Below are 17,823 nucleotides of genomic sequence, written 5' to 3' on the forward strand. Positions count from 1 at the left end.
CAGCAATTATACTGTATGCTCATACAGTATCAAGTGTTTTGTAGAAATTGTTGCCAGAGCGTTTTTAACGCATAAACGGTGGCCTGACGACGCACGCTTTCGCGGTCGCCGCTGAAGCATTCCCGACGGGTAACGCCCTCGCCCTGCGCCGTCGCAAAGCCAAACCAGACCGTCCCGACAGGCTTTTCCGCGCTGCCGCCGTCCGGCCCGGCGATGCCACTAATAGAGATAGCATAGTCCGCCCGGGCGGCACGCAGGGCGCCAATCGCCATCTCAATGACGACCGGTTCGCTGACCGCGCCATGTTCGATGAGGGTGGGTTCACGGACGCCAATCATCTGCGCTTTTGCTTCATTACTGTAGGTGACAAACCCGCGTTCAAACCAGGCGGAACTGCCGGCAATATCGGTGATGGCTTTTGCCACCCAGCCGCCGGTACAGGACTCCGCCGTAGTGACCGTCGCACCGCGCTGTTTCAGCGCCTGCCCTACCCTCTCACTGAGCTGCATCAATTCATGGTCAGTCATAGCGTTTTGACTCCTTAAAAACGTGCAGCACAAGATAGCACTTTAGTCGGTAGATATGAGGGTGAGGTGAAGGTTTTACGAGGGCGCTTCAGAAAAAAATTAAGCAGGCCGAGCGGTTAAGAATAAAAAGTGAGTGGAACAACGCCACTCACTTTTTCGGCAGGAAGAGACAGTATTAACTGAACGGCGATGCCGCCCGCGCCTGCGCCACGGCCAGCCCCAGCTGCCAGACCGCCATCGCGTAGTGCGTGCTGTGGTTGTAGCGGGTGATGGTGTAGAAGTTCGGCAGACCGTACCAGTACTGATAGCCAGTGCCGATATCCAGACGCAGCAGGCTGACCTTTTGGTTACCGCTCAGCGGCTGCTGCGGCGTTAACCCTACGGCCGTCAGCTGTGCCGGGGTATAGCTGGTTTTAAAGCCGTTCTCCAGCCCTGGCGCCTGGCCGTTAGCCATAACAGCCACCGGCTGACCTGGCGTCCAGCCATGCTCTTTGAAGTAGTTGGCGACGCTGCCAATCGCATCTTCCGGATCCCACAGGTTGATGTGCCCGTCCCCGTTGAAATCAACCGCATACTGCTTATAGGAAGACGGCATAAACTGGCCGTAGCCCATGGCACCGGCAAAGGAGCCCTTCAGATCCAGCGGGTCGTCCTGCTCGTCGCGCGCCATCAGCAGGAACGTTTCCAGCTCGGAGGAGAAGTACTCCGCCCGGCGCGGGTAGTTAAAGGAGAGGGTCGCCAGCGCATCCAGAATGCGGGTTTTACCCATCACGCGGCCCCAGCGTGTTTCTACCCCGATAATCCCGATGATAATCTCCGGCGGCACGCCGTAAACCTGCTGGGCGCGGGTCAGCGCGTCCTGATACTGGTTCCAGAACGCCACGCCATTCTGCACGTTGTCCGGGGTAATAAACTGGTTGCGATAGCGTAACCAGGCCCCGTTCGGCCCGGCCGGTGGCTGGGTGGTCGGGGCCTGACGATCCATCAGTCGCAGCACGTAATCCAGACGTTTCGCCTGGGAGAGGATCTCCTGCAGCTGGGCTTTATTAAAGCCGTGCTTGCTCACCATTTTGTCGATGAACTGTTCCGCCGCGGGATTGTTGGCAAAGTCGCCCCCCATCTGCATCACATTATGCTGGGGTTCCAGCAGGAAGCCGCCGGACGGTACGCCCGCCGTTTGTTGCTGGACCTCTTCGGTCTTAGGTTTGCTGCTGCAGGCAGAGAGCAGGATAAGCGCAGGCAGTATGGCTGCGTAACGACGCTTGAGCATGAGACATCCATTCAACGAATTCGATAAGTGGCAAGTATGGTAAAGCATCCGGGACACCTCAAGGAAGAGATGCGAACCCGCAGGGCAAAATCTTTACGCTGCCTAAAGACAAATTCGTCCTCTTCTCAACCGCGCTGCCCTCGCCTTGCTCATTATCTTTCAAAATAATACATTTTTCTTTCATTGTGAGATCTATTTAACACTTTAATACCTTTCAAAGTGATTATTATTGGCCCGTCAGAGATGAACTCACCCTACAGGAGAAAACAATGATAGAAACCATCACCCACGGCGCCGAGTGGTTTATCGGGCTGTTTCAGAAAGGTGGCGAGGTCTTTACCAGCATGGTCACCGGGATCCTGCCGCTGCTGATCAGCCTGCTGGTGATCATGAATGCATTGATCAACTTTATTGGTCAGCATCGGATCGAAAAACTGGCCCAGCGCTGCGCCGGTAATCCGGTCTCCCGCTATTTGCTGCTGCCCTGCATCGGCACCTTCGTGTTTTGTAACCCGATGACCCTGAGCCTCGGGCGCTTTATGCCCGAGCGCTACAAGCCGAGCTACTACGCCGCGGCGTCCTACAGCTGCCACTCGATGAACGGCCTGTTTCCGCACATCAACCCCGGCGAGCTGTTCGTCTATCTGGGGATCGCCAGCGGGCTGACTACTCTCGGCCTGCCGCTCGGCCCGCTGGCGGTGAGTTACCTGCTGGTCGGCCTGGTGACCAACTTCTTCCGCGGCTGGGTGACCGATCTCACCACCGCCATTTTCGAAAAGAAAATGGGCATCCAGCTTGAACAGAAAGTCCAGCTTGCAGGAGCCACAGCATGACCCGTATCCGGATTGAAAAAGGCGTGGGCGGCTGGGGCGGCCCGCTGGAGCTCGACGCGACCACTGAGAAGAAGATCGTCTATATCACCGCAGGCACCCGTCCGGCGATTGTCGACAAGCTGCGCGAACTCACCGGCTGGGACGCGGTGGATGGCTTTAAGGAGGGCGAGCCGCCGGAAGCGGAGATCGGCGTGGCGGTGATCGACTGCGGCGGCACCCTGCGCTGCGGCATTTACCCGAAACGGCGCATTCCCACCGTCAATATCCATTCGACGGGCAAATCCGGCCCGCTGGCGCAGTACATCCTGGAGGACATTTACGTCTCCGGGGTGAAAGAGGAGAACATCACCCTGGCAGAGGGTGCCGCCCCAGCGAAGAAGAGCGCGCCGCGCGAGTATGACACCAGCAAAAAGATCACCGAGCAGAGCGACGGCCTGCTGGCGAAAGTCGGGATGGGGATGGGCTCTGCGGTGGCGGTACTGTTCCAGTCCGGGCGCGACACCATCGACACGGTGCTGAAAACCATCCTGCCGTTTATGGCCTTCGTCTCGGCGCTGATCGGCATCATCATGGCCTCCGGCCTGGGGGACTGGATCGCCCACGGCCTCGCCCCGCTGGCCAGCCATCCGCTCGGGCTGGTAACCCTGGCGCTTATTTGCTCCTTCCCGCTGCTGTCGCCCTTCCTCGGCCCAGGGGCGGTGATCGCCCAGGTTATCGGCGTGCTGATTGGCGTGCAGATTGGGCTCGGCAATATTCCCCCGCACCTCGCCCTGCCCGCGCTGTTTGCCATTAATGCCCAGGCCGCCTGCGACTTTATCCCGGTGGGGCTGTCGCTGGCCGAAGCGCGCCAGGACACCGTGCGCGTCGGCGTTCCTTCCGTGCTGGTGAGCCGCTTCCTGACCGGCGCGCCAACCGTACTGATTGCCTGGTTCGTCTCTGGCTTTATTTATCAATAAGAGGACTTCGTGATGACCGTGATTTACCAGACCACCATTACCCGCATTGGCCAGAGCGCCACGGATGCCCTGAGCGACCAGATGCTGATCACCTTCCGTGAAGGGGCGCCGGCGGATATCGAGGAGTTCTGTTTTATCCACTGCCACGGCGAGCTGAGCGGCGAGCTCCGGCCGGGCAGCCAGCTCACGCTGGGCGACGCGCGCTATCCGGTGACGGCAGTAGGTGACGTCGCAGAGCAAAACCTGCGCGAGCTGGGGCATATCACCCTGCGTTTTGATGGCCAGACCGCAGCGGAATACCCGGGCACCGTGCACGTTGCCGGGCCGGTTCCGCCGGCGGTGGCAGCCGGTTGTGTACTGAAATTTGTGGCGTAATTAAAGGAGAGAAACATGGAACAGGTTGCAGTTGTCATTGGCGGGGGACAAACCTTAGGGGAATATCTCTGCCGCGGGCTGGCCGCAGAAGGATATCGCGTGGCGGTGGTGGACATTCAGAGCGAAAAAGCCGCCCGGGTCGCCAGCGAGATCAACCATGAGTTTGGCGAAGGCAAGGCGTACGGCTTTGGCGCCGACGCCACCAGCGAGCAGAGCGTAATGGCGCTGTCGCACGGGGTGAATGAGATCTTTGGCCGCGTCGATCTGCTGGTGTACAGCGCCGGGATCGCCAAAGCGGCGTTTATCAGCGACGTGGAGCTGGGGGATTTCGATCGCTCATTGCAGGTGAACCTGGTGGGCTACTTCCTCTGCGCCCGGGAGTTCTCGCGTCTGATGATCCGCGACGGTATCGCCGGGCGCATCATTCAGATCAACTCTAAATCCGGCAAGGTGGGCAGCAAGCACAACTCCGGCTACAGCGCGGCCAAGTTCGGCGGCGTGGGGCTGACCCAGTCTCTGGCGCTGGATCTGGCGGAGTACGGCATTACCGTGCACTCGCTGATGCTGGGCAACCTGCTGAAGTCGCCGATGTTCCAGTCCCTGCTGCCACAATATGCCACCAAGCTGGGCATCGAGGCGGATCAAGTGGAGCAGTATTACATTGACAAAGTGCCCCTGAAGCGCGGGTGTGACTATCAGGACGTGCTGAATATGCTGCTGTTTTATGCCAGCCCGAAAGCCTCCTACTGCACCGGACAGTCGATTAACATCACCGGCGGGCAGGTGATGTTCTGAGTTTATTCCCCTCTCCCACAGGGAGAGGAAGATTAATCGTAGGCCGGGCAAGCGAAGCGCCGCCCGGCAATTAAGGAGCTGATATGGTCACCACTCTCATCACCGTCGCCGTTATCGCCTGGCTGTGCCAGCTGGCGCTCGGCGGCTGGCAAATCCACCGCTTTAACCGCGCCTTCGACGCCCTCTGCCAGAAAGGCCGCGTGGGCGTGGGCCGCTCCGGCGGGCGCTTTAAACCGCGGGTGATTGTCGCCATTGCGCTGGACGATAATCACCGGGTCTGTGACTCATTGATGATGCGTGGGCTGACGGTCTTTGCCCGACCGGTGAAAATTGCAGCGATTAACGGCACGGCGCTGCAGGAATTAGAGCCTGATGTGATCTTTCCCAATGATTCACTCTGTCAGGATGCACTATCATTAGCGCTTAAATTGAAACATGGATAATTTCGTTCTGAACGCTATAAGCTTGCGAAATTATCATTTCGCAACCTGAGGAACTCAACGCCTATGAAACCCCGTCAGCGGCAGGCGGCCATTCTTGACCATCTGCAAAAGCAGGGAAAGTGTTCGGTTGAGGATCTGGCCCACTACTTTGACACCACCGGCACCACGATCCGCAAAGATCTGGTGATCCTGGAGAATTCCGGAGCGGTGATCCGCACCTATGGCGGCGTGGTGCTGAATAAGGACGAGGCCGATCCGCCTATCGATCATAAAACCCTGATCAACACCCACCAGAAGGCGTTAATCGCTGACGCGGCGGTAAAGTATATCCATGACGGTGACTCCATTATCCTCGATGCGGGCAGTACGGTGCTGCAGATGGTGCCGATGCTGAGCCGCTTTAATAACATCACGGTAATGACCAACAGCCTGCATATCGTCAACGCCCTGTCCGAATTCGACAACGAACAAACCATCCTGATGCCCGGCGGCACCTTCCGTAAAAAATCCGCCTCCTTTCACGGCCAGCTGGCGGAGAACGCCTTCGACCATTTCAGCTTTGACAGGCTGTTTATGGGCACCGACGGTATCGACCTCAACGCGGGTGTCACCACCTTCAACGAGGTGTTCAGCGTCAGCAAAGCGATGTGCAACGCCGCCCGGGAAGTGATCCTGATGGCCGACTCGTCGAAGTTTGGCCGTAAAAGCCCGAATATTGTCTGTAGCCTTGAGAGCGTCGATAAGCTGATCACCGACGCGGGTATCGATCCGGCGTTCAAAAAAGCGCTGGAAGAGAAAGGAATCGAAGTGATTGTAACCGGAGAGAGAGATGAGTGATTTTCTGTTAAACGCGGGTCGTCAAACCCTGATGCTGGAACTGCAGGAGGCCAGCCGCCTGCCGGAACGTCTGGGTGAGGATTTCGTTCGTGCGGCAAACACCATTATTCAGTGCGAAGGTAAAGTGATCGTCGCGGGCATCGGCAAGTCCGGGCATATCGGCAAGAAGATTGCCGCGACCCTGGCCAGCACCGGCACCCCGGCCTTTTTCGTCCATCCAGCCGAGGCCCTGCACGGCGACCTGGGGATGATAGAAAGCCGCGACGTGCTGCTGTTTATCTCCTACTCCGGCTCGGCGAAAGAGCTGGATCTGATCCTGCCCCGCCTGCAGGAAAAATCGGTAGCACTGCTGGCGATGACCGGAAAATCCCGCTCGCCGCTGGCGCTGGCCGCCACAGCCACGCTGGATATTTCGGTGGAGCGCGAAGCCTGCCCGATGCATCTGGCCCCGACCTCCAGCACCGTCAATACCCTGATGATGGGCGATGCGCTGGCGATGGCGGTAATGCAGGCCCGCGGCTTTAATGAAGAAGATTTTGCCCGCTCTCATCCGGCAGGTGCGTTGGGCGCGCGTCTGCTGAATAAAGTGCATCACCTGATGCGCACTAATGAGGCGATCCCGCAGGTGAAGCTGAATACCAGCGTGATGGATGCGATGCTGGAGCTGAGCCGTACCGGGCTCGGCCTGGTGGCGGTTTGCGATGACGACAACCAGGTGAAAGGCGTCTTCACCGACGGCGACCTGCGTCGCTGGCTGGTGGGCGGCGGCAAACTGGACGTTAATGTCAGTAGCGCCATGACCACTGGCGGCCTGACGCTGAATGCTGAAAGCCGCGCCATAGAAGCCAAAGAGCTGCTGATGAAGCGCAAAATCACCGCCGCCCCGGTGGTGGATGAAGCGGGCCGCCTGTGCGGCGCCATCAACCTGCAGGATTTCTACCAGGCAGGCATCCTCTAACCCTTCAGACCCAGACGTTTCGCCAGCCGGTGCAGGTTGGCGACGTCGGTCTCCAGCGCCCTCGCGCTCGCCGCCCAGCTGCGGCTGTTCTGCTCCAGCGCCCGGCTAATCATCTGGCGCTGGAACGCTTCCGTCGCCTCACGCAGGTTCTGATTCACCACCAGCGGGGTTTCCGGCGTCACCGCAGGGGCGCTTTCATCATGCAGGGCAAAATGCTGCGCGTGGATCACCACGTCATCCCCGAGCCGCGCGGCCCGGGCCAGCACTACCGCCCGGTGAATGGCATGTTCCAGCTCGCGCACGTTGCCCGGCCAGCCGTAGCTCAGCAGGTGCGCCCGGGCGCCGGGGCTGAGCACCACCCGGGATAACCCCATCCGCAGCCGACACTGTTCGCAGAAATAGCCCGCCAGCAGCACCACGTCCTCGCCCCGCTCGCGCAGCGGCGGCACCGAAAGCGGGAAAACGCTCAGACGATGGAAGAGGTCAGCACGAAAGTTCCCGGCCAGCACCTCTTCGCGCAGGTCGCGGTTGGTGGCCGCCAGCACCCGCACGTCGACCCGCAGGCTACGGTCGTCGCCCACCCGCTGGATATCCCCGTACTGCAATACACGCAGGAGCTTGGCCTGCAATGCCAGCGACAGCTCGCCAATCTCATCGAGGAACAGGGTGCCGTTATCGGCCATTTCAAACTTGCCGCTGCGGTTGCTGATGGCTCCGGTAAAGGCCCCTTTGACGTGGCCGAACAGCTCGCTCTCCGCCACGCTCTCCGGCAGGGCGGCGCAGTTGAGGTAGACCAGCGGATTGACCGCCCGCGGTGAGGCCTCATGGATGGCTTTCGCCACCAGCTCTTTCCCGGTCCCGGTTTCGCCCTCGATCAGCACGTTCAGGTCGGAGGCGGCGACAATCTCAATCTCTTTTTTCAGACTCATCATGCCCGGCGACAGGCCGATCATCTCGGTGTTTTTCACCTGCTCAAACACCGCCGGGCCCGCGGGCAGGCTGTTCTGGCTCTCCAGCTGCTCAATGAGCAGGGCATTGTTCAATGCCCCGGCGGCGAGAGCGGCGATCAGCCTCAGCTCTTCGTCGCTGAAGGTATCAAACTGATCCGGCGACATGCCGTCAAGGGTCAGCGCGCCAATCAGGTTCTGCCCGGCAAACAGCGGCAGGCCGATACAGGCATGCACCTTCAGGCTCTCCTGGCCGGGGATCAGCCCGTCGTAGGGATCGGGCAGGTCGCTATCGGCCGGGAAGCGCACCACATCCCCGGCGCGGGCAATGGTCTCCAGCCGCGGGTGGCCCTCCAGGGTAAAACGCCTTCCCAGCACGTCCTGCGCCAGGCCGTCGATCGCCAGCGGGATAAACTGCCGCCCTTCGTAGCGCAGCAGCGCCGAGGCATCGCAATCCAGGACGTGACGCAGGGTGGAGATCAGCCGCTGAAAACGATCCTGATGCCCGATGCCGCTCTGCAATTCAATGGCGATTTTCGCCAGCACCTCTACAGAAAAACTCATTTTCGCCTCGCAGTCATTTTGACAATACATCTTGTCATATTGACTATATCAATGACAGTCAAATTGACTACCCATCAGGAGTTATTATTTTATAAACCATTAAAAATCAATAAGTTATAAAGTTGGCACGCAACCTGCAATTACCATTACATCTTTCGTTTAATTTCGCTGTATTAAGTTGAGGTTGCTATGTCTATTCTGGTTAAAAACAATATTCATTGGGTTGGTCAACGTGACTGGGAAGTACGTGATTTTCACGGAACGGAATACAAAACGCTGCGCGGCAGCAGCTATAACAGCTATCTCATCCGGGAAGAAAAAAACGTGCTGATCGACACCGTCGATCATAAATTCAGCCGTGAGTTCGTGCAAAACCTGCGCAGTGAAATTGATCTGGCCGATATCGACTACATCATCATTAACCATGCTGAAGAAGATCACGCCGGTGCCCTGACCGAGCTGATGTCCTGCATCCCGGACACCCCGATCTACTGCACCAATAACGCCATCGACTCCATCAATGGTCATCACCACCATCCGGAGTGGAATTTCAACGTGGTGAAAACCGGTGATTCACTGGATATCGGCAACGGCAAACAGCTTATCTTCGTTGAAACCCCGATGCTGCACTGGCCGGACAGCATGATGACCTACATGACCGGCGACGCCGTGCTGTTCAGTAACGACGCCTTCGGCCAGCACTACTGCGACGAACGTCTGTTCAACGACGAAGTGGATCAGGCCGAGCTGTACGAGCAGTGTCAGCGCTACTACGCCAACATCCTGACCCCGTTCAGCCGTCTGGTTACGCCAAAAATTACCGAAATCCTCGGCTTCAACCTGCCGGTGGATATGATTGCGACCTCCCACGGTGTGGTATGGCGTGAGAACCCAACCCAGATCGTCGAGCAGTACCTGAAGTGGGCGGCGGACTATCAGGAAGATCGCATCACCATTTTCTACGACACCATGTCCAACAACACCCGCATGATGGCCGACGCGATTGCTCAGGGCATCAATGAAGTAGATCCAAATGTGGCGGTGAAAATCTTTAACGTGGCGCGCAGCGACAAGAACGACATTCTGACTAACGTCTTCCGCTCCAAAGGCGTGCTGGTGGGTACCTCCACCATGAACAACGTGATGATGCCGAAAATTGCCGGCTTGGTGGAAGAGATGACCGGCCTGCGCTTCCGCAACAAACGCGCCAGCGCCTTCGGCTCCCACGGCTGGAGCGGCGGTGCGGTTGACCGTCTCTCAACCCGTCTGCAGGACGCGGGCTTTGAAATGTCGATGAGCCTGAAGGCGAAATGGCGTCCGGATCTGGATGCGCTGGAAATCTGCCGCCAGCACGGCCGCGACATTGCACGTCAGTGGGCGCTCGCTCCTCTGCCAGAAGCGTCCGCTAAAGCCACCCCAGAGCAGGAAGCCTGCGCCTGTGCTGCCGCAGCCGCCGCCGACCTCGGCCCTTGCATGCAGTGCAGCGTCTGCCAGTGGATCTACGATCCGGCCCTCGGCGAACCGCTGCAGGATGTCCAGCCGGGCACACCGTGGAGCGACGTTCCAGATAACTTCCTGTGCCCGGAATGTTCCCTCGGTAAAGACGTCTTTGACGAACTGGCATCGGAGGCAAAATGAGCCACGGCATTGTGATTATCGGCTCGGGCTTCGCCGCCCGCCAGCTGGTAAAAAATATCCGTAAACAGGATGCGAACGTCCCGCTGACGCTGATTGCCGCGGACAGCATGGATGAGTACAACAAGCCTGACTTAAGCCACGTGATCAGCCAGAGTCAGCATGCCGACGACCTCACCCGCCAGACGGCGGGGGAGTTTGCCGAACAGTTTAACCTGCGCCTGTTCCCATACACCTGGGTCACCGACATTGATGCCGCAGCGCACATGGTTAAAGGGAAAGACCAGCAGTGGTCGTATGACAAACTGGTTCTGGCCACCGGGGCCGCGGCCTTTGTGCCGCCGGTTCCGGGCCGCGAGCTGATGTTGACCCTCAACAGCCAGATGGAGTACCGGGCCTGCGAAACCACGCTGCGTGACGCCCAGCGGGTGATGATTGTCGGCGCGGGGCTTATCGGCAGCGAACTGGCGATGGATTTTTGCCGCGCCGGGAAAGCGGTCACCCTGGTTGACCATTCCGCCAGTATTCTGTCGGCGCTGATGCCAGCCGAAGTAAGCAGTCGCTTACAACACCGGCTGACCGATATGGGCGTGCATCTGCAGCTGAAATCCCAGCTGCAAAGCCTGACCAAAACCGATACCGGCATCTGCGCCCTGCTGGATCGTGACCGCTGTATCGAAGTGGATGTGGTGATTGCCGCCACCGGCCTGCGTCCGGAGATCGGACTGGCTCAGCGTGCGGGGGCAGAAACCCACCGCGGCGTGAAGGTCGACAGCTATCTGCAAACCACCCAGCCGGATATCTATGCCCTGGGTGACTGCGCCGAAATCAACGGTCAGGTGCTGCCCTTCCTGCAGCCGATCCAGTTAAGCGCCATGTATCTGGCGAAGAACCTGCTCGGAGCCAACACGCCATTGAAACTGCCTGCGATGCTGGTGAAGGTGAAAACGCCGGAACTGCCGCTGCATCTGGCAGGCGAAACCCAGCGCCAGGACCTGAACTGGCAGATCGCCATCGAACCCCAGGGGATGGTGGCGAAAGGGGCGGACAGCGAAGGCAATTTGCGCGCCTTCGTGGTCAGTGAAGATCGCATGAAGGAGGCCTTTGCCCTGCTGAAATCATTATCTGTTTAACCCTCAAACTCTTGCTCTACTCGTTGTATGCTTGTCCGATTTTGCCTTTCGCAGCCCCGGTGCCCCGGGGCTTTTTTAATGCGGAACAGCTGTCAAACCCTGTCCTGTTTTAATCCCTGTTTACGGCCTACTCTGTTGCGGTACTCGTCAGCCGGAGACCGCCAATGAAAAACTTCACCCAGGAACTTAACTATCTTGCTGCCTGGTTCAGACAGGCAAAGAAACATGAACGTATTCTCTTTCGCTGGCTCTATCTCAGCCCGGAAGCGCGCATCGAGCGGTTGCGCGAATTGATGCTGCCAGTCAGTCAGATCAAGCACTGATTGCCCGGCGGCGCTACGCTTGCACGGGCCTACAGGGTCCCGTAGGCCGGGTAAGCGAAGCGCCACCCGGCAAAGCAGCCAGTACCCGTCCCGTAGGCCGGGTAAGTGAAGCGCCACCCGGCAAAGCAGCCAGCACCCGTCCCGTAGGCCGGGTAAGCGAAGCGCCACCCGGCAAAACGTTTATTATCGCGCAAAAAGCCCTACACTCTTCGCAACGTCTTTGTCAGGGATGCCGCCATGCGCCAGATCCAGAAAATCCGCCAGTACCAGCGGCTCGCCGTGCATTACGGTTTAAGCGCCAGACTCACCACCATCGCCGAGGTGGCGGAAGTCGCCCTGTGCAGCGAACGCCACGCCCGCACGCTGCTACGCCAGCTGGCGGAAAGCGGCTGGTTAAGCTGGAAGGCGCAGCCGGGGCGCGGGCATCGCGCCACCCTGCACTGCCTGGTGACCACCAGCGAACTCAGCGCCCCGCTGATGCACGCCTGCCTGGAGAAAGGTGATTATCAGAGCGCCCTCCAGCTGGCAGACGGCGATCCGGCCAGCCTGCATCACATCATCACTCCGTTTCTCGGCGGCAAATGGCTCAAGCATCAGCCAACGCTGCGCATTCCCTGGTATCGCCCGCTCACCTCCCTGCATCCGGCGCTGCATCGTCGGCGCGCCGAGCAGCATATTATCTGCGCGGTCCACGCCGGGTTAACCCGTTATGAACCGGGCCAGGCGCAGCCGGTGGCCGATCTGGCGCACCACTGGGCCTGCTCTGAGGACGGACTGCGTTGGCATTTTTACCTGCGCAGCGGCGCTCACTGGCACAACGGTCAGCCGCTGAGCGACGACGATATTCTGAGTGCGATGCAGCTGCTGCTGGCCGATCCGGCGCGCAATAGCGGGTTGTTGCATATCGACACGGTCACCCTCGTCGCCCCCTGGTGTCTAGGGGTGTATCTGCATGCCCCGGATGCCCTGCTGGCCCATCGTCTTGCCCATCCGGTCTGCCGCCTGCCGCATCCCCGGCAACCGGAGGTCGGCGCCGGGCCGTTCGCCATTGCCCGTCATCACTCGCATTTTCTGCGCCTCGAGCGCCAGCCCTGGTACTTTGCCGCCCATCCGCTGCTGCACGCCATTGAGTTCTGGCGTACCGGCACGATAACCGATAAACCGGCATGGATCACGGTAGGGAAAGGCAGCGCCCCGCAGGAAGCGGTGACCTCAACCAGCGGCGGTTTTGCATGGCTGATGGTGAATGCAACATTGCCCAAAGCGCTGGCCGCGTATCTGCGCCAGACCGCCCTGACGCTCAACCAGCAGCACTTTGGCCGACGTGAAGATCTGCAGATCCACACTGAAATCCTCCCCGGGCTACAGGTGCCCAGCCTGCCCGCGCCCGCTGATATCGATCTGCCGCCCCGGCTGAAACTGGTGTGCTACAACACGCCTGAACTGCGCGAGCTGGCTGAAAGCTGGCGGCACCAGCTACAGCCGCACGGCTGTGAGCTGCACACCGAGTGGAAAGATCGTGATGGCTGGTATGCCCCCGATACGCTGGCGGACGCCGATCTGCTGCTGGGGGATCATCTGGCAACCGGAATGGCAGCCTTTGCGCTGGCAGAATGGTTTATCTATGAACCCGCCTGGGCCACGGCGCTGGGCGAGGCGGGCTGGGAGACCGCGAAACAGCAGCTGATGCAAAACAGCGACAGCGAAGCGCATTTTCACGCCCATCTGACGCCCTTTTTCCAGCGCCTGCTGGCGGAGGGCCGATGCACGCCATTGTTCCATTATCGCTACCGGATCAACGCCCTGGAAAACGTGCAGGATATGGTGCTGACCGCAGGCGGCTGGCTCGATTTTACCCGCGCCTGGCTGCCTCCGGCGGCGGCATTATGATCGGCGGTGCGGGCCGGGGATCACCGAATCACGCAGGATCAGCTCCCCGGCAAATGTCTGCTGGAAGGTGAACTCCCCGCCGTCGAGCATAAAGATCAGGCGGCTGATGGTCTCTTTCACCATCTCCGTCACCGGCACGCGCACGCTGGAGAGCGCGGGCACCACGTAGGGCGCCATGGCAATATCATCGAAACCCACCACCGAAACCGCCCCCGGCGCGGCGATCCCGCGGTCGTGGAGCTGCTTAATAGCGCCGATCGCCATGTCGTCGTTGCTCGCTACCAGCGCGGTAAAACTCTCCCCGCGCGCCAGCAGCGTCGCCACCCCTGCCGCCCCGCTGGCCGGGGTCCATTTGCCCTCGACAATCAGCGATTCGCGCAGCGGAATGCGGTGTGCAGCAAGCGCGTCCTTGTAGCCGGAAAGACGTTCAATCCCGGTGGGAGAATCCAGCGATCCGGTGATAAACGCGATATCGCGGTGGCCCTGTTCGATGAGGGTCGATACCGCCGCCTGGCTGGAGGCTTTATGATCCGACCAGACGCAGTGGCTGCTGTTTTTGCGCAGGCGACGGTTGAGCACCATCACCGGCTGCTCGTGCTTCTGGATGATCTCATCCATCTCATCGACGCTGAGAAAACGCGGGTAGATAATGATCGCATCACAGCGCATATCGAGCAGATACTGAATCGCCTCCCGCTCTTCATCGGCGCTGTGCTTGCCATCGGCAAGGATCAGCTGACGCCCTCTCTCCTCGGTCATTCTGGCGGCGTGGAACAGTAGCTCGCTGAAATAGACCCCGTGATAAAGGGTGTTAGTCACTACCAGCCCGAGGGTTTGCGTGCGTTTGGTGGCCAGGTTGCGCGCCAGTAAATTGGGGCGGTAGCCACTCTCTTCAATCGCCTGAAAAACCCGGTCTTTTGTCTCCTGGCTCACGTAGCCATTGCCTGAAAGCACCCGGGAAACCGTCGCCTTCGAGACCCCTGCCCGCTTCGCCACTTCCAGCATCGTGGTCATCAATCTGTTCCGTCTTAATCCAGTGAGCGGCAGTGTACTGCACCGCGTAAAAATTGTCGCAGCGTGGATCGCACGCTTTTTATGGCGTTAGGTGATCGTCATCACGAATATAAAAAATGGTCAAAACGTGATCTTGTTTGATCTCAGGAAACTCTTCATGATTTTGTGGAACCGGTTTCCTATATAAGTTTCATCGTTGCACACGGTGAAGACGTACCTTACTGATAAAACAGGATACAACCCGATGGCCAAAAATTATGCTGCGCTGGCGAATGCCGTTGTCAGCGCGCTCGGCGGCAAAGATAACATCGTCGCCGTCACCCACTGTATGACCCGACTGCGCTTTGTGGCGAAAGACGAGAGCCTGATCGACAGCGCCACGCTTAAGAGCATCAGCGGCGTGCTGGGGGTAGTGCGCAACGACAACCAGTGCCAGGTGATCATCGGCAATACCGTTTCCCAGGCGTATCGCGAGGTGGTCAATCTGCTGCCCGCCGACATGCAGCCCGCCGCGCCGCAGGGGCCGCAAAAGCTGACCCTGAAACGCATTGGCGCCGGGATCCTCGACGCGCTGATCGGCACCATGTCACCGCTGATCCCGGCGATCATCGGCGGATCGATGGTCAAACTGCTGGCGATGATCCTCGAGATGACCGGCGTGCTGACCAAAGGCGAACCGACGCTGACCATTCTGACGGTGATCGGTGACGGGGCGTTCTTCTTCCTGCCGCTGATGGTGGCTGCCTCTGCCGCGGTAAAATTCAAAACCAACATGTCGCTGGCGATTGCCATTGCCGGCGTGCTGGTGCACCCGAGCTTTATCGAGCTGATGGCCAAAGCGGCGCAGGGCGAGCACGTCGAGTTTGCCTTGATTCCAGTCACCGCGGTGAAGTACACCTACACGGTGATCCCGGCGCTGGTGATGACCTGGTGCCTGTCCTATATCGAACGCTGGGTGGACAGAATTACCCCGGCGGTCACCAAAAACTTCCTTAAGCCAATGCTGATCGTGCTGATTGCCGCCCCGCTCGCCATCGTCCTGATTGGGCCGCTGGGGATCTGGATCGGTAGCGGCATCTCTTCCCTGGTTTACACCATTCACGGCTATCTGGGCTGGTTGTCCGTTGCCATCATGGGCGCGCTGTGGCCGCTGCTGGTGATGACCGGGATGCACCGCGTCTTTACCCCAACCATCATTCAGACCATTGCCGAAACCGGCAAAGAAGGGATGGTGATGCCGTCTGAAATCGGCGCCAACCTGTCGCTCGGCGGTTCATCGCTGGCGGTAGCGTGGAAAACCAAAAACCCGGAACTGCGCCAGACGGCGCTGGCCGCAGCCGCTTCCGCCATCATGGCGGGGATCTCTGAACCGGCGCTGTACGGTGTCGCGGTTCGCCTGAAACGTCCTTTAATTGCGAGTCTGATCAGCGGCTTTATCTGCGGCGCCGTCGCCGGGATTGCCGGACTGGCCAGCCACTCGATGGCCGCACCGGGCCTGTTTACCAGCGTCCAGTTCTTCGACCCGGCTAACCCGATGTCCATCGTCTGGGTATTCGGGGTCATGGCCCTGGCCGTGGTGCTCTCTTTCGTGCTAACCCTGATCCTGGGCTTTGAAGATATCCCGGTAGAAGAGGAAGCGGAAAAAGCGCGCGCGCTGCAAACCGCCCCGGTTCAGGCCAAAGCAGCACAAGCATAAATGTTTAGCGAGGTAACAATGTCAGTTTTTCCACAAGGATTTTTATGGGGCGGCGCACTGGCCGCTAACCAGAGCGAAGGCGCATACCGCGAAGGCGGCAAGGGCCTGACCACCGTCGATATGATCCCCCACGGCGCTAATCGCCTGGCGGTAAAAGTTGGCAAGGAAAAACGCTTTGCGCTGCGTGATGACGAGTTCTATCCCAGCCACGACGCGATCGATTTTTACCATCGCTATAAAGAAGATATCGCCTTAATGGCCGAGATGGGCTTCACGGTATTCCGTACTTCGATTGCCTGGAGCCGTCTCTACCCGAATGGCGACGAGCCGCTGCCTAATCAGGAAGGGATCGCCTTTTACCGGGCGGTGTTCGAGGAGTGCAAAAAGTACAACATCGAGCCGCTGGTGACGCTCTGCCACTTTGACGTACCGATGCATCTGGTCACCGAGTACGGCTCCTGGCGCAACCGCAAGATGGTCGATTTCTTCGCCCGCTATGCCCGCACCTGCTTTGAGGCGTTCAACGGGCTGGTGAAGTACTGGCTGACCTTCAACGAGATCAACATCATGCTGCACAGCCCCTTCTCCGGCGCGGGGCTGGTGTTTGAGGAAGGCGAAAACGAAGATCAGGTCAAGTACCAGGCGGCGCACCACGAGCTGGTGGCGAGCGCGCTGGCGACCAAAATTGCCCACGAGGTGAACCCGGAAAACCAGGTCGGTTGCATGCTGGCGGGGGGTAACTTCTACCCGTACTCCTGCAAACCGGAAGACGTGTGGATGGCGCTGGAGAAAGACCGCGAGAACCTGTTCTTTATCGACGTGCAGGCCCGCGGCAGCTATCCGGCCTACTCTGCCCGCGTGTTCCGCGAAAAAGGGGTGGTGATTGTCAAAGATCCCGGCGATGACGATCTGCTGAAACACACCGTCGATTTTGTGTCGTTCAGCTATTACGCCTCGCGCTGCGCCTCGGCGGATATGAACGCGGGCAACACCAGCGCGGCCAACATCGTCAAGTCCCTGCGCAACCCGCACATCGAGGTGAGCGAATGGGGCTGGGGCATCGACCCGCTGGGCCTGCGCATCACCATGAACATGATGTACGATCGCTACCAGAAGCCGCTGTTCCTGGTAGAGAACGGCCTCGGGGCGAAAGATGAGATTGACGCTAACGGCGAGATCAACGACGACTACCGCATCAGCTACCTGCGGGAGCACATCCGCGCCATGGGCGATGCGATTGAAGACGGCATCCCGCTGATCGGCTACACCAGCTGGGGCTGCATCGATCTGGTGGCCGCCTCAACGGGCGAGATGAGCAAGCGCTACGGCTTTATCTATGTCGATCGCGATGACGCCGGGAACGGCACCCTCGATCGCAAACGCAAAAAATCGTTCTGGTGGTATAAGAAAGTGATCGCCAGCAACGGTGCAGATTTAGATTAATCCCCCTTCGCCGGGCGGCGCTGCGCTTGCCCGGCCTACAAACGTCCTCTCAAACCCAATAGTTTCATGACGTTATTATCGTTCATTGACACCATGAATATATCATTGTATAAAACTCCGCCGAAATAAATGATATTCATTCTCAGCCAGGTGCCCGGGCTGCCATAACTACATTAATGAAGGA

At 59.1% G+C, this 17,823-nt stretch carries 18 protein-coding genes; 13 read left to right on the forward strand and 5 right to left on the reverse strand.

Annotated elements, in window-relative coordinates; translation table 11 throughout:
* Positions 1-29: 29 nt before the first annotated feature.
* Together pncC and mltB are read right to left on the reverse strand one after the other, a co-directional pair.
* Positions 30-527 (reverse strand): nicotinamide-nucleotide amidase, encoded by a 498-nt coding sequence (pncC, locus tag GNG27_RS18470; RefSeq protein ID WP_142486889.1) that lies wholly within the window; start codon positions 525-527, stop codon positions 30-32.
* 175 nt (positions 528-702) lie between these two features.
* The gene (gene mltB / locus GNG27_RS18475) at positions 703-1,797 is read right to left on the reverse strand and encodes a lytic murein transglycosylase B (RefSeq protein WP_185902385.1); all 1,095 of its coding nucleotides are present in this window, start codon (positions 1,795-1,797) and stop codon (positions 703-705) included.
* 269 nt (positions 1,798-2,066) lie between these two features.
* Between mltB and srlA the strand changes: the two genes are divergently transcribed.
* The 7 genes from srlA (at position 2,067) to gutQ (ending at position 6,994) form a co-directional block, all read left to right on the forward strand.
* Positions 2,067-2,630: a PTS glucitol/sorbitol transporter subunit IIC gene (srlA, locus tag GNG27_RS18480; protein WP_156264509.1), complete on the forward strand. Its 564-nt coding sequence runs from the start codon at positions 2,067-2,069 to the stop codon at positions 2,628-2,630.
* Positions 2,627-3,586 (forward strand): PTS glucitol/sorbitol transporter subunit IIB, encoded by a 960-nt coding sequence (locus tag GNG27_RS18485; RefSeq protein ID WP_156264510.1) that lies wholly within the window; start codon positions 2,627-2,629, stop codon positions 3,584-3,586. The genes srlA and GNG27_RS18485 overlap by 4 nt, the downstream gene beginning before the upstream one ends.
* Positions 3,587-3,598: 12 nt before the next feature.
* Entirely contained in the window at positions 3,599-3,961 is a 363-nt protein-coding gene (gene srlB / locus GNG27_RS18490; protein WP_156264511.1) for a PTS glucitol/sorbitol transporter subunit IIA, read from the forward strand.
* A gap of 15 nt (positions 3,962-3,976) precedes the next feature.
* Positions 3,977-4,756: a sorbitol-6-phosphate dehydrogenase gene (srlD, locus tag GNG27_RS18495; RefSeq protein ID WP_156264512.1), complete on the forward strand. Its 780-nt coding sequence runs from the start codon at positions 3,977-3,979 to the stop codon at positions 4,754-4,756.
* A gap of 83 nt (positions 4,757-4,839) precedes the next feature.
* Entirely contained in the window at positions 4,840-5,199 is a 360-nt protein-coding gene (gene gutM / locus GNG27_RS18500) for a transcriptional regulator GutM (protein WP_103180888.1), read from the forward strand.
* Positions 5,200-5,262: 63 nt separating this feature from the next.
* Positions 5,263-6,036, forward strand: a complete 774-nt coding sequence (locus GNG27_RS18505; RefSeq protein WP_156264513.1) for a DNA-binding transcriptional repressor — start codon at positions 5,263-5,265, stop codon at positions 6,034-6,036.
* Positions 6,029-6,994: an arabinose-5-phosphate isomerase GutQ gene (gene gutQ / locus GNG27_RS18510; protein WP_142486897.1), complete on the forward strand. Its 966-nt coding sequence runs from the start codon at positions 6,029-6,031 to the stop codon at positions 6,992-6,994. Before GNG27_RS18505 ends, gutQ begins: the two co-directional genes overlap by 8 nt.
* Here gutQ and norR read toward each other — a convergent pair.
* Complete coding sequence (gene norR, locus GNG27_RS18515; protein ID WP_142486898.1) at positions 6,991-8,505, reverse strand: nitric oxide reductase transcriptional regulator NorR; 1,515 nt, start codon at positions 8,503-8,505, stop codon at positions 6,991-6,993. The genes gutQ and norR overlap by 4 nt on opposite strands.
* Before the next feature lie 189 nt (positions 8,506-8,694).
* Here norR and norV point away from each other — a divergent pair, with 189 nt between their 5' ends.
* The 3 genes from norV to GNG27_RS23555 all read left to right on the forward strand — a co-directional run bounded on the left by norV (position 8,695) and on the right by GNG27_RS23555 (position 11,596).
* Positions 8,695-10,143, forward strand: a complete 1,449-nt coding sequence (norV, locus tag GNG27_RS18520) for an anaerobic nitric oxide reductase flavorubredoxin (RefSeq protein WP_156264514.1) — start codon at positions 8,695-8,697, stop codon at positions 10,141-10,143.
* The gene (norW, locus tag GNG27_RS18525; RefSeq protein ID WP_156264515.1) at positions 10,140-11,273 is read left to right on the forward strand and encodes an NADH:flavorubredoxin reductase NorW; all 1,134 of its coding nucleotides are present in this window, start codon (positions 10,140-10,142) and stop codon (positions 11,271-11,273) included. The genes norV and norW overlap by 4 nt, the downstream gene beginning before the upstream one ends.
* 164 nt (positions 11,274-11,437) lie before the next feature.
* Entirely contained in the window at positions 11,438-11,596 is a 159-nt protein-coding gene (locus tag GNG27_RS23555) for a hypothetical protein (protein ID WP_185902386.1), read from the forward strand.
* Positions 11,597-11,625: 29 nt separating this feature from the next.
* On the opposite strand, the gene GNG27_RS18530 is transcribed toward GNG27_RS23555, so the two are convergent.
* Positions 11,626-11,790: a hypothetical protein gene (locus GNG27_RS18530; RefSeq protein ID WP_156264516.1), complete on the reverse strand. Its 165-nt coding sequence runs from the start codon at positions 11,788-11,790 to the stop codon at positions 11,626-11,628.
* Positions 11,791-11,833: 43 nt separating this feature from the next.
* On the opposite strand from GNG27_RS18530, the gene GNG27_RS18535 reads away from it, so the two are divergent.
* Positions 11,834-13,486 carry an SgrR family transcriptional regulator gene (locus tag GNG27_RS18535; protein WP_156264517.1) on the forward strand — a complete coding sequence of 551 codons (1,653 nt, stop codon included), beginning with the start codon at positions 11,834-11,836 and terminating at the stop codon, positions 13,484-13,486.
* On the opposite strand, the gene GNG27_RS18540 is transcribed toward GNG27_RS18535, so the two are convergent.
* The gene (locus GNG27_RS18540) at positions 13,481-14,500 is read right to left on the reverse strand and encodes a LacI family DNA-binding transcriptional regulator (RefSeq protein ID WP_156264518.1); all 1,020 of its coding nucleotides are present in this window, start codon (positions 14,498-14,500) and stop codon (positions 13,481-13,483) included. The two genes, GNG27_RS18535 and GNG27_RS18540, sit on opposite strands and share 6 nt — an antisense overlap.
* 244 nt (positions 14,501-14,744) lie before the next feature.
* Here GNG27_RS18540 and ascF point away from each other — a divergent pair, with 244 nt between their 5' ends.
* Together ascF and GNG27_RS18550 are read left to right on the forward strand one after the other, a co-directional pair.
* A complete protein-coding gene (ascF, locus tag GNG27_RS18545) occupies positions 14,745-16,196 on the forward strand; it encodes a PTS cellobiose/arbutin/salicin transporter subunit IIBC (RefSeq protein ID WP_142486903.1) in 1,452 nt (483 codons plus the stop codon).
* 18 nt (positions 16,197-16,214) lie between these two features.
* Positions 16,215-17,639, forward strand: coding sequence for a 6-phospho-beta-glucosidase (locus GNG27_RS18550; protein WP_156264519.1), 1,425 nt, complete (start codon positions 16,215-16,217; stop codon positions 17,637-17,639).
* Positions 17,640-17,823: the final 184 nt, after the last annotated feature.

The organism is Leclercia sp. 119287, assembly GCF_009734485.1.
GTDB classification, from domain to species: Bacteria; Pseudomonadota; Gammaproteobacteria; order Enterobacterales; family Enterobacteriaceae; genus Enterobacter; species Enterobacter adecarboxylatus_C.

Excerpts from the sequence above, each read along its gene's own strand:
- pncC (WP_142486889.1), bottom strand. The coding sequence starts at position 527 with ATGACTGACCATGAATTGATGCAGCTCAGTGAGAGGGTAGGGCAGGCG.
- mltB (WP_185902385.1), bottom strand. The coding sequence starts at position 1,797 with ATGCTCAAGCGTCGTTACGCAGCCATACTGCCTGCGCTTATCCTGCTC.
- srlA (WP_156264509.1), top strand. The coding sequence starts at position 2,067 with ATGATAGAAACCATCACCCACGGCGCCGAGTGGTTTATCGGGCTGTTT.
- GNG27_RS18485 (WP_156264510.1), top strand. The coding sequence starts at position 2,627 with ATGACCCGTATCCGGATTGAAAAAGGCGTGGGCGGCTGGGGCGGCCCG.
- srlB (WP_156264511.1), top strand. The coding sequence starts at position 3,599 with ATGACCGTGATTTACCAGACCACCATTACCCGCATTGGCCAGAGCGCC.
- srlD (WP_156264512.1), top strand. The coding sequence starts at position 3,977 with ATGGAACAGGTTGCAGTTGTCATTGGCGGGGGACAAACCTTAGGGGAA.
- gutM (WP_103180888.1), top strand. The coding sequence starts at position 4,840 with ATGGTCACCACTCTCATCACCGTCGCCGTTATCGCCTGGCTGTGCCAG.
- GNG27_RS18505 (WP_156264513.1), top strand. The coding sequence starts at position 5,263 with ATGAAACCCCGTCAGCGGCAGGCGGCCATTCTTGACCATCTGCAAAAG.
- gutQ (WP_142486897.1), top strand. The coding sequence starts at position 6,029 with ATGAGTGATTTTCTGTTAAACGCGGGTCGTCAAACCCTGATGCTGGAA.
- norR (WP_142486898.1), bottom strand. The coding sequence starts at position 8,505 with ATGAGTTTTTCTGTAGAGGTGCTGGCGAAAATCGCCATTGAATTGCAG.
- norV (WP_156264514.1), top strand. The coding sequence starts at position 8,695 with ATGTCTATTCTGGTTAAAAACAATATTCATTGGGTTGGTCAACGTGAC.
- norW (WP_156264515.1), top strand. The coding sequence starts at position 10,140 with ATGAGCCACGGCATTGTGATTATCGGCTCGGGCTTCGCCGCCCGCCAG.
- GNG27_RS23555 (WP_185902386.1), top strand. The coding sequence starts at position 11,438 with ATGAAAAACTTCACCCAGGAACTTAACTATCTTGCTGCCTGGTTCAGA.
- GNG27_RS18535 (WP_156264517.1), top strand. The coding sequence starts at position 11,834 with ATGCGCCAGATCCAGAAAATCCGCCAGTACCAGCGGCTCGCCGTGCAT.
- GNG27_RS18540 (WP_156264518.1), bottom strand. The coding sequence starts at position 14,500 with ATGACCACGATGCTGGAAGTGGCGAAGCGGGCAGGGGTCTCGAAGGCG.
- ascF (WP_142486903.1), top strand. The coding sequence starts at position 14,745 with ATGGCCAAAAATTATGCTGCGCTGGCGAATGCCGTTGTCAGCGCGCTC.
- GNG27_RS18550 (WP_156264519.1), top strand. The coding sequence starts at position 16,215 with ATGTCAGTTTTTCCACAAGGATTTTTATGGGGCGGCGCACTGGCCGCT.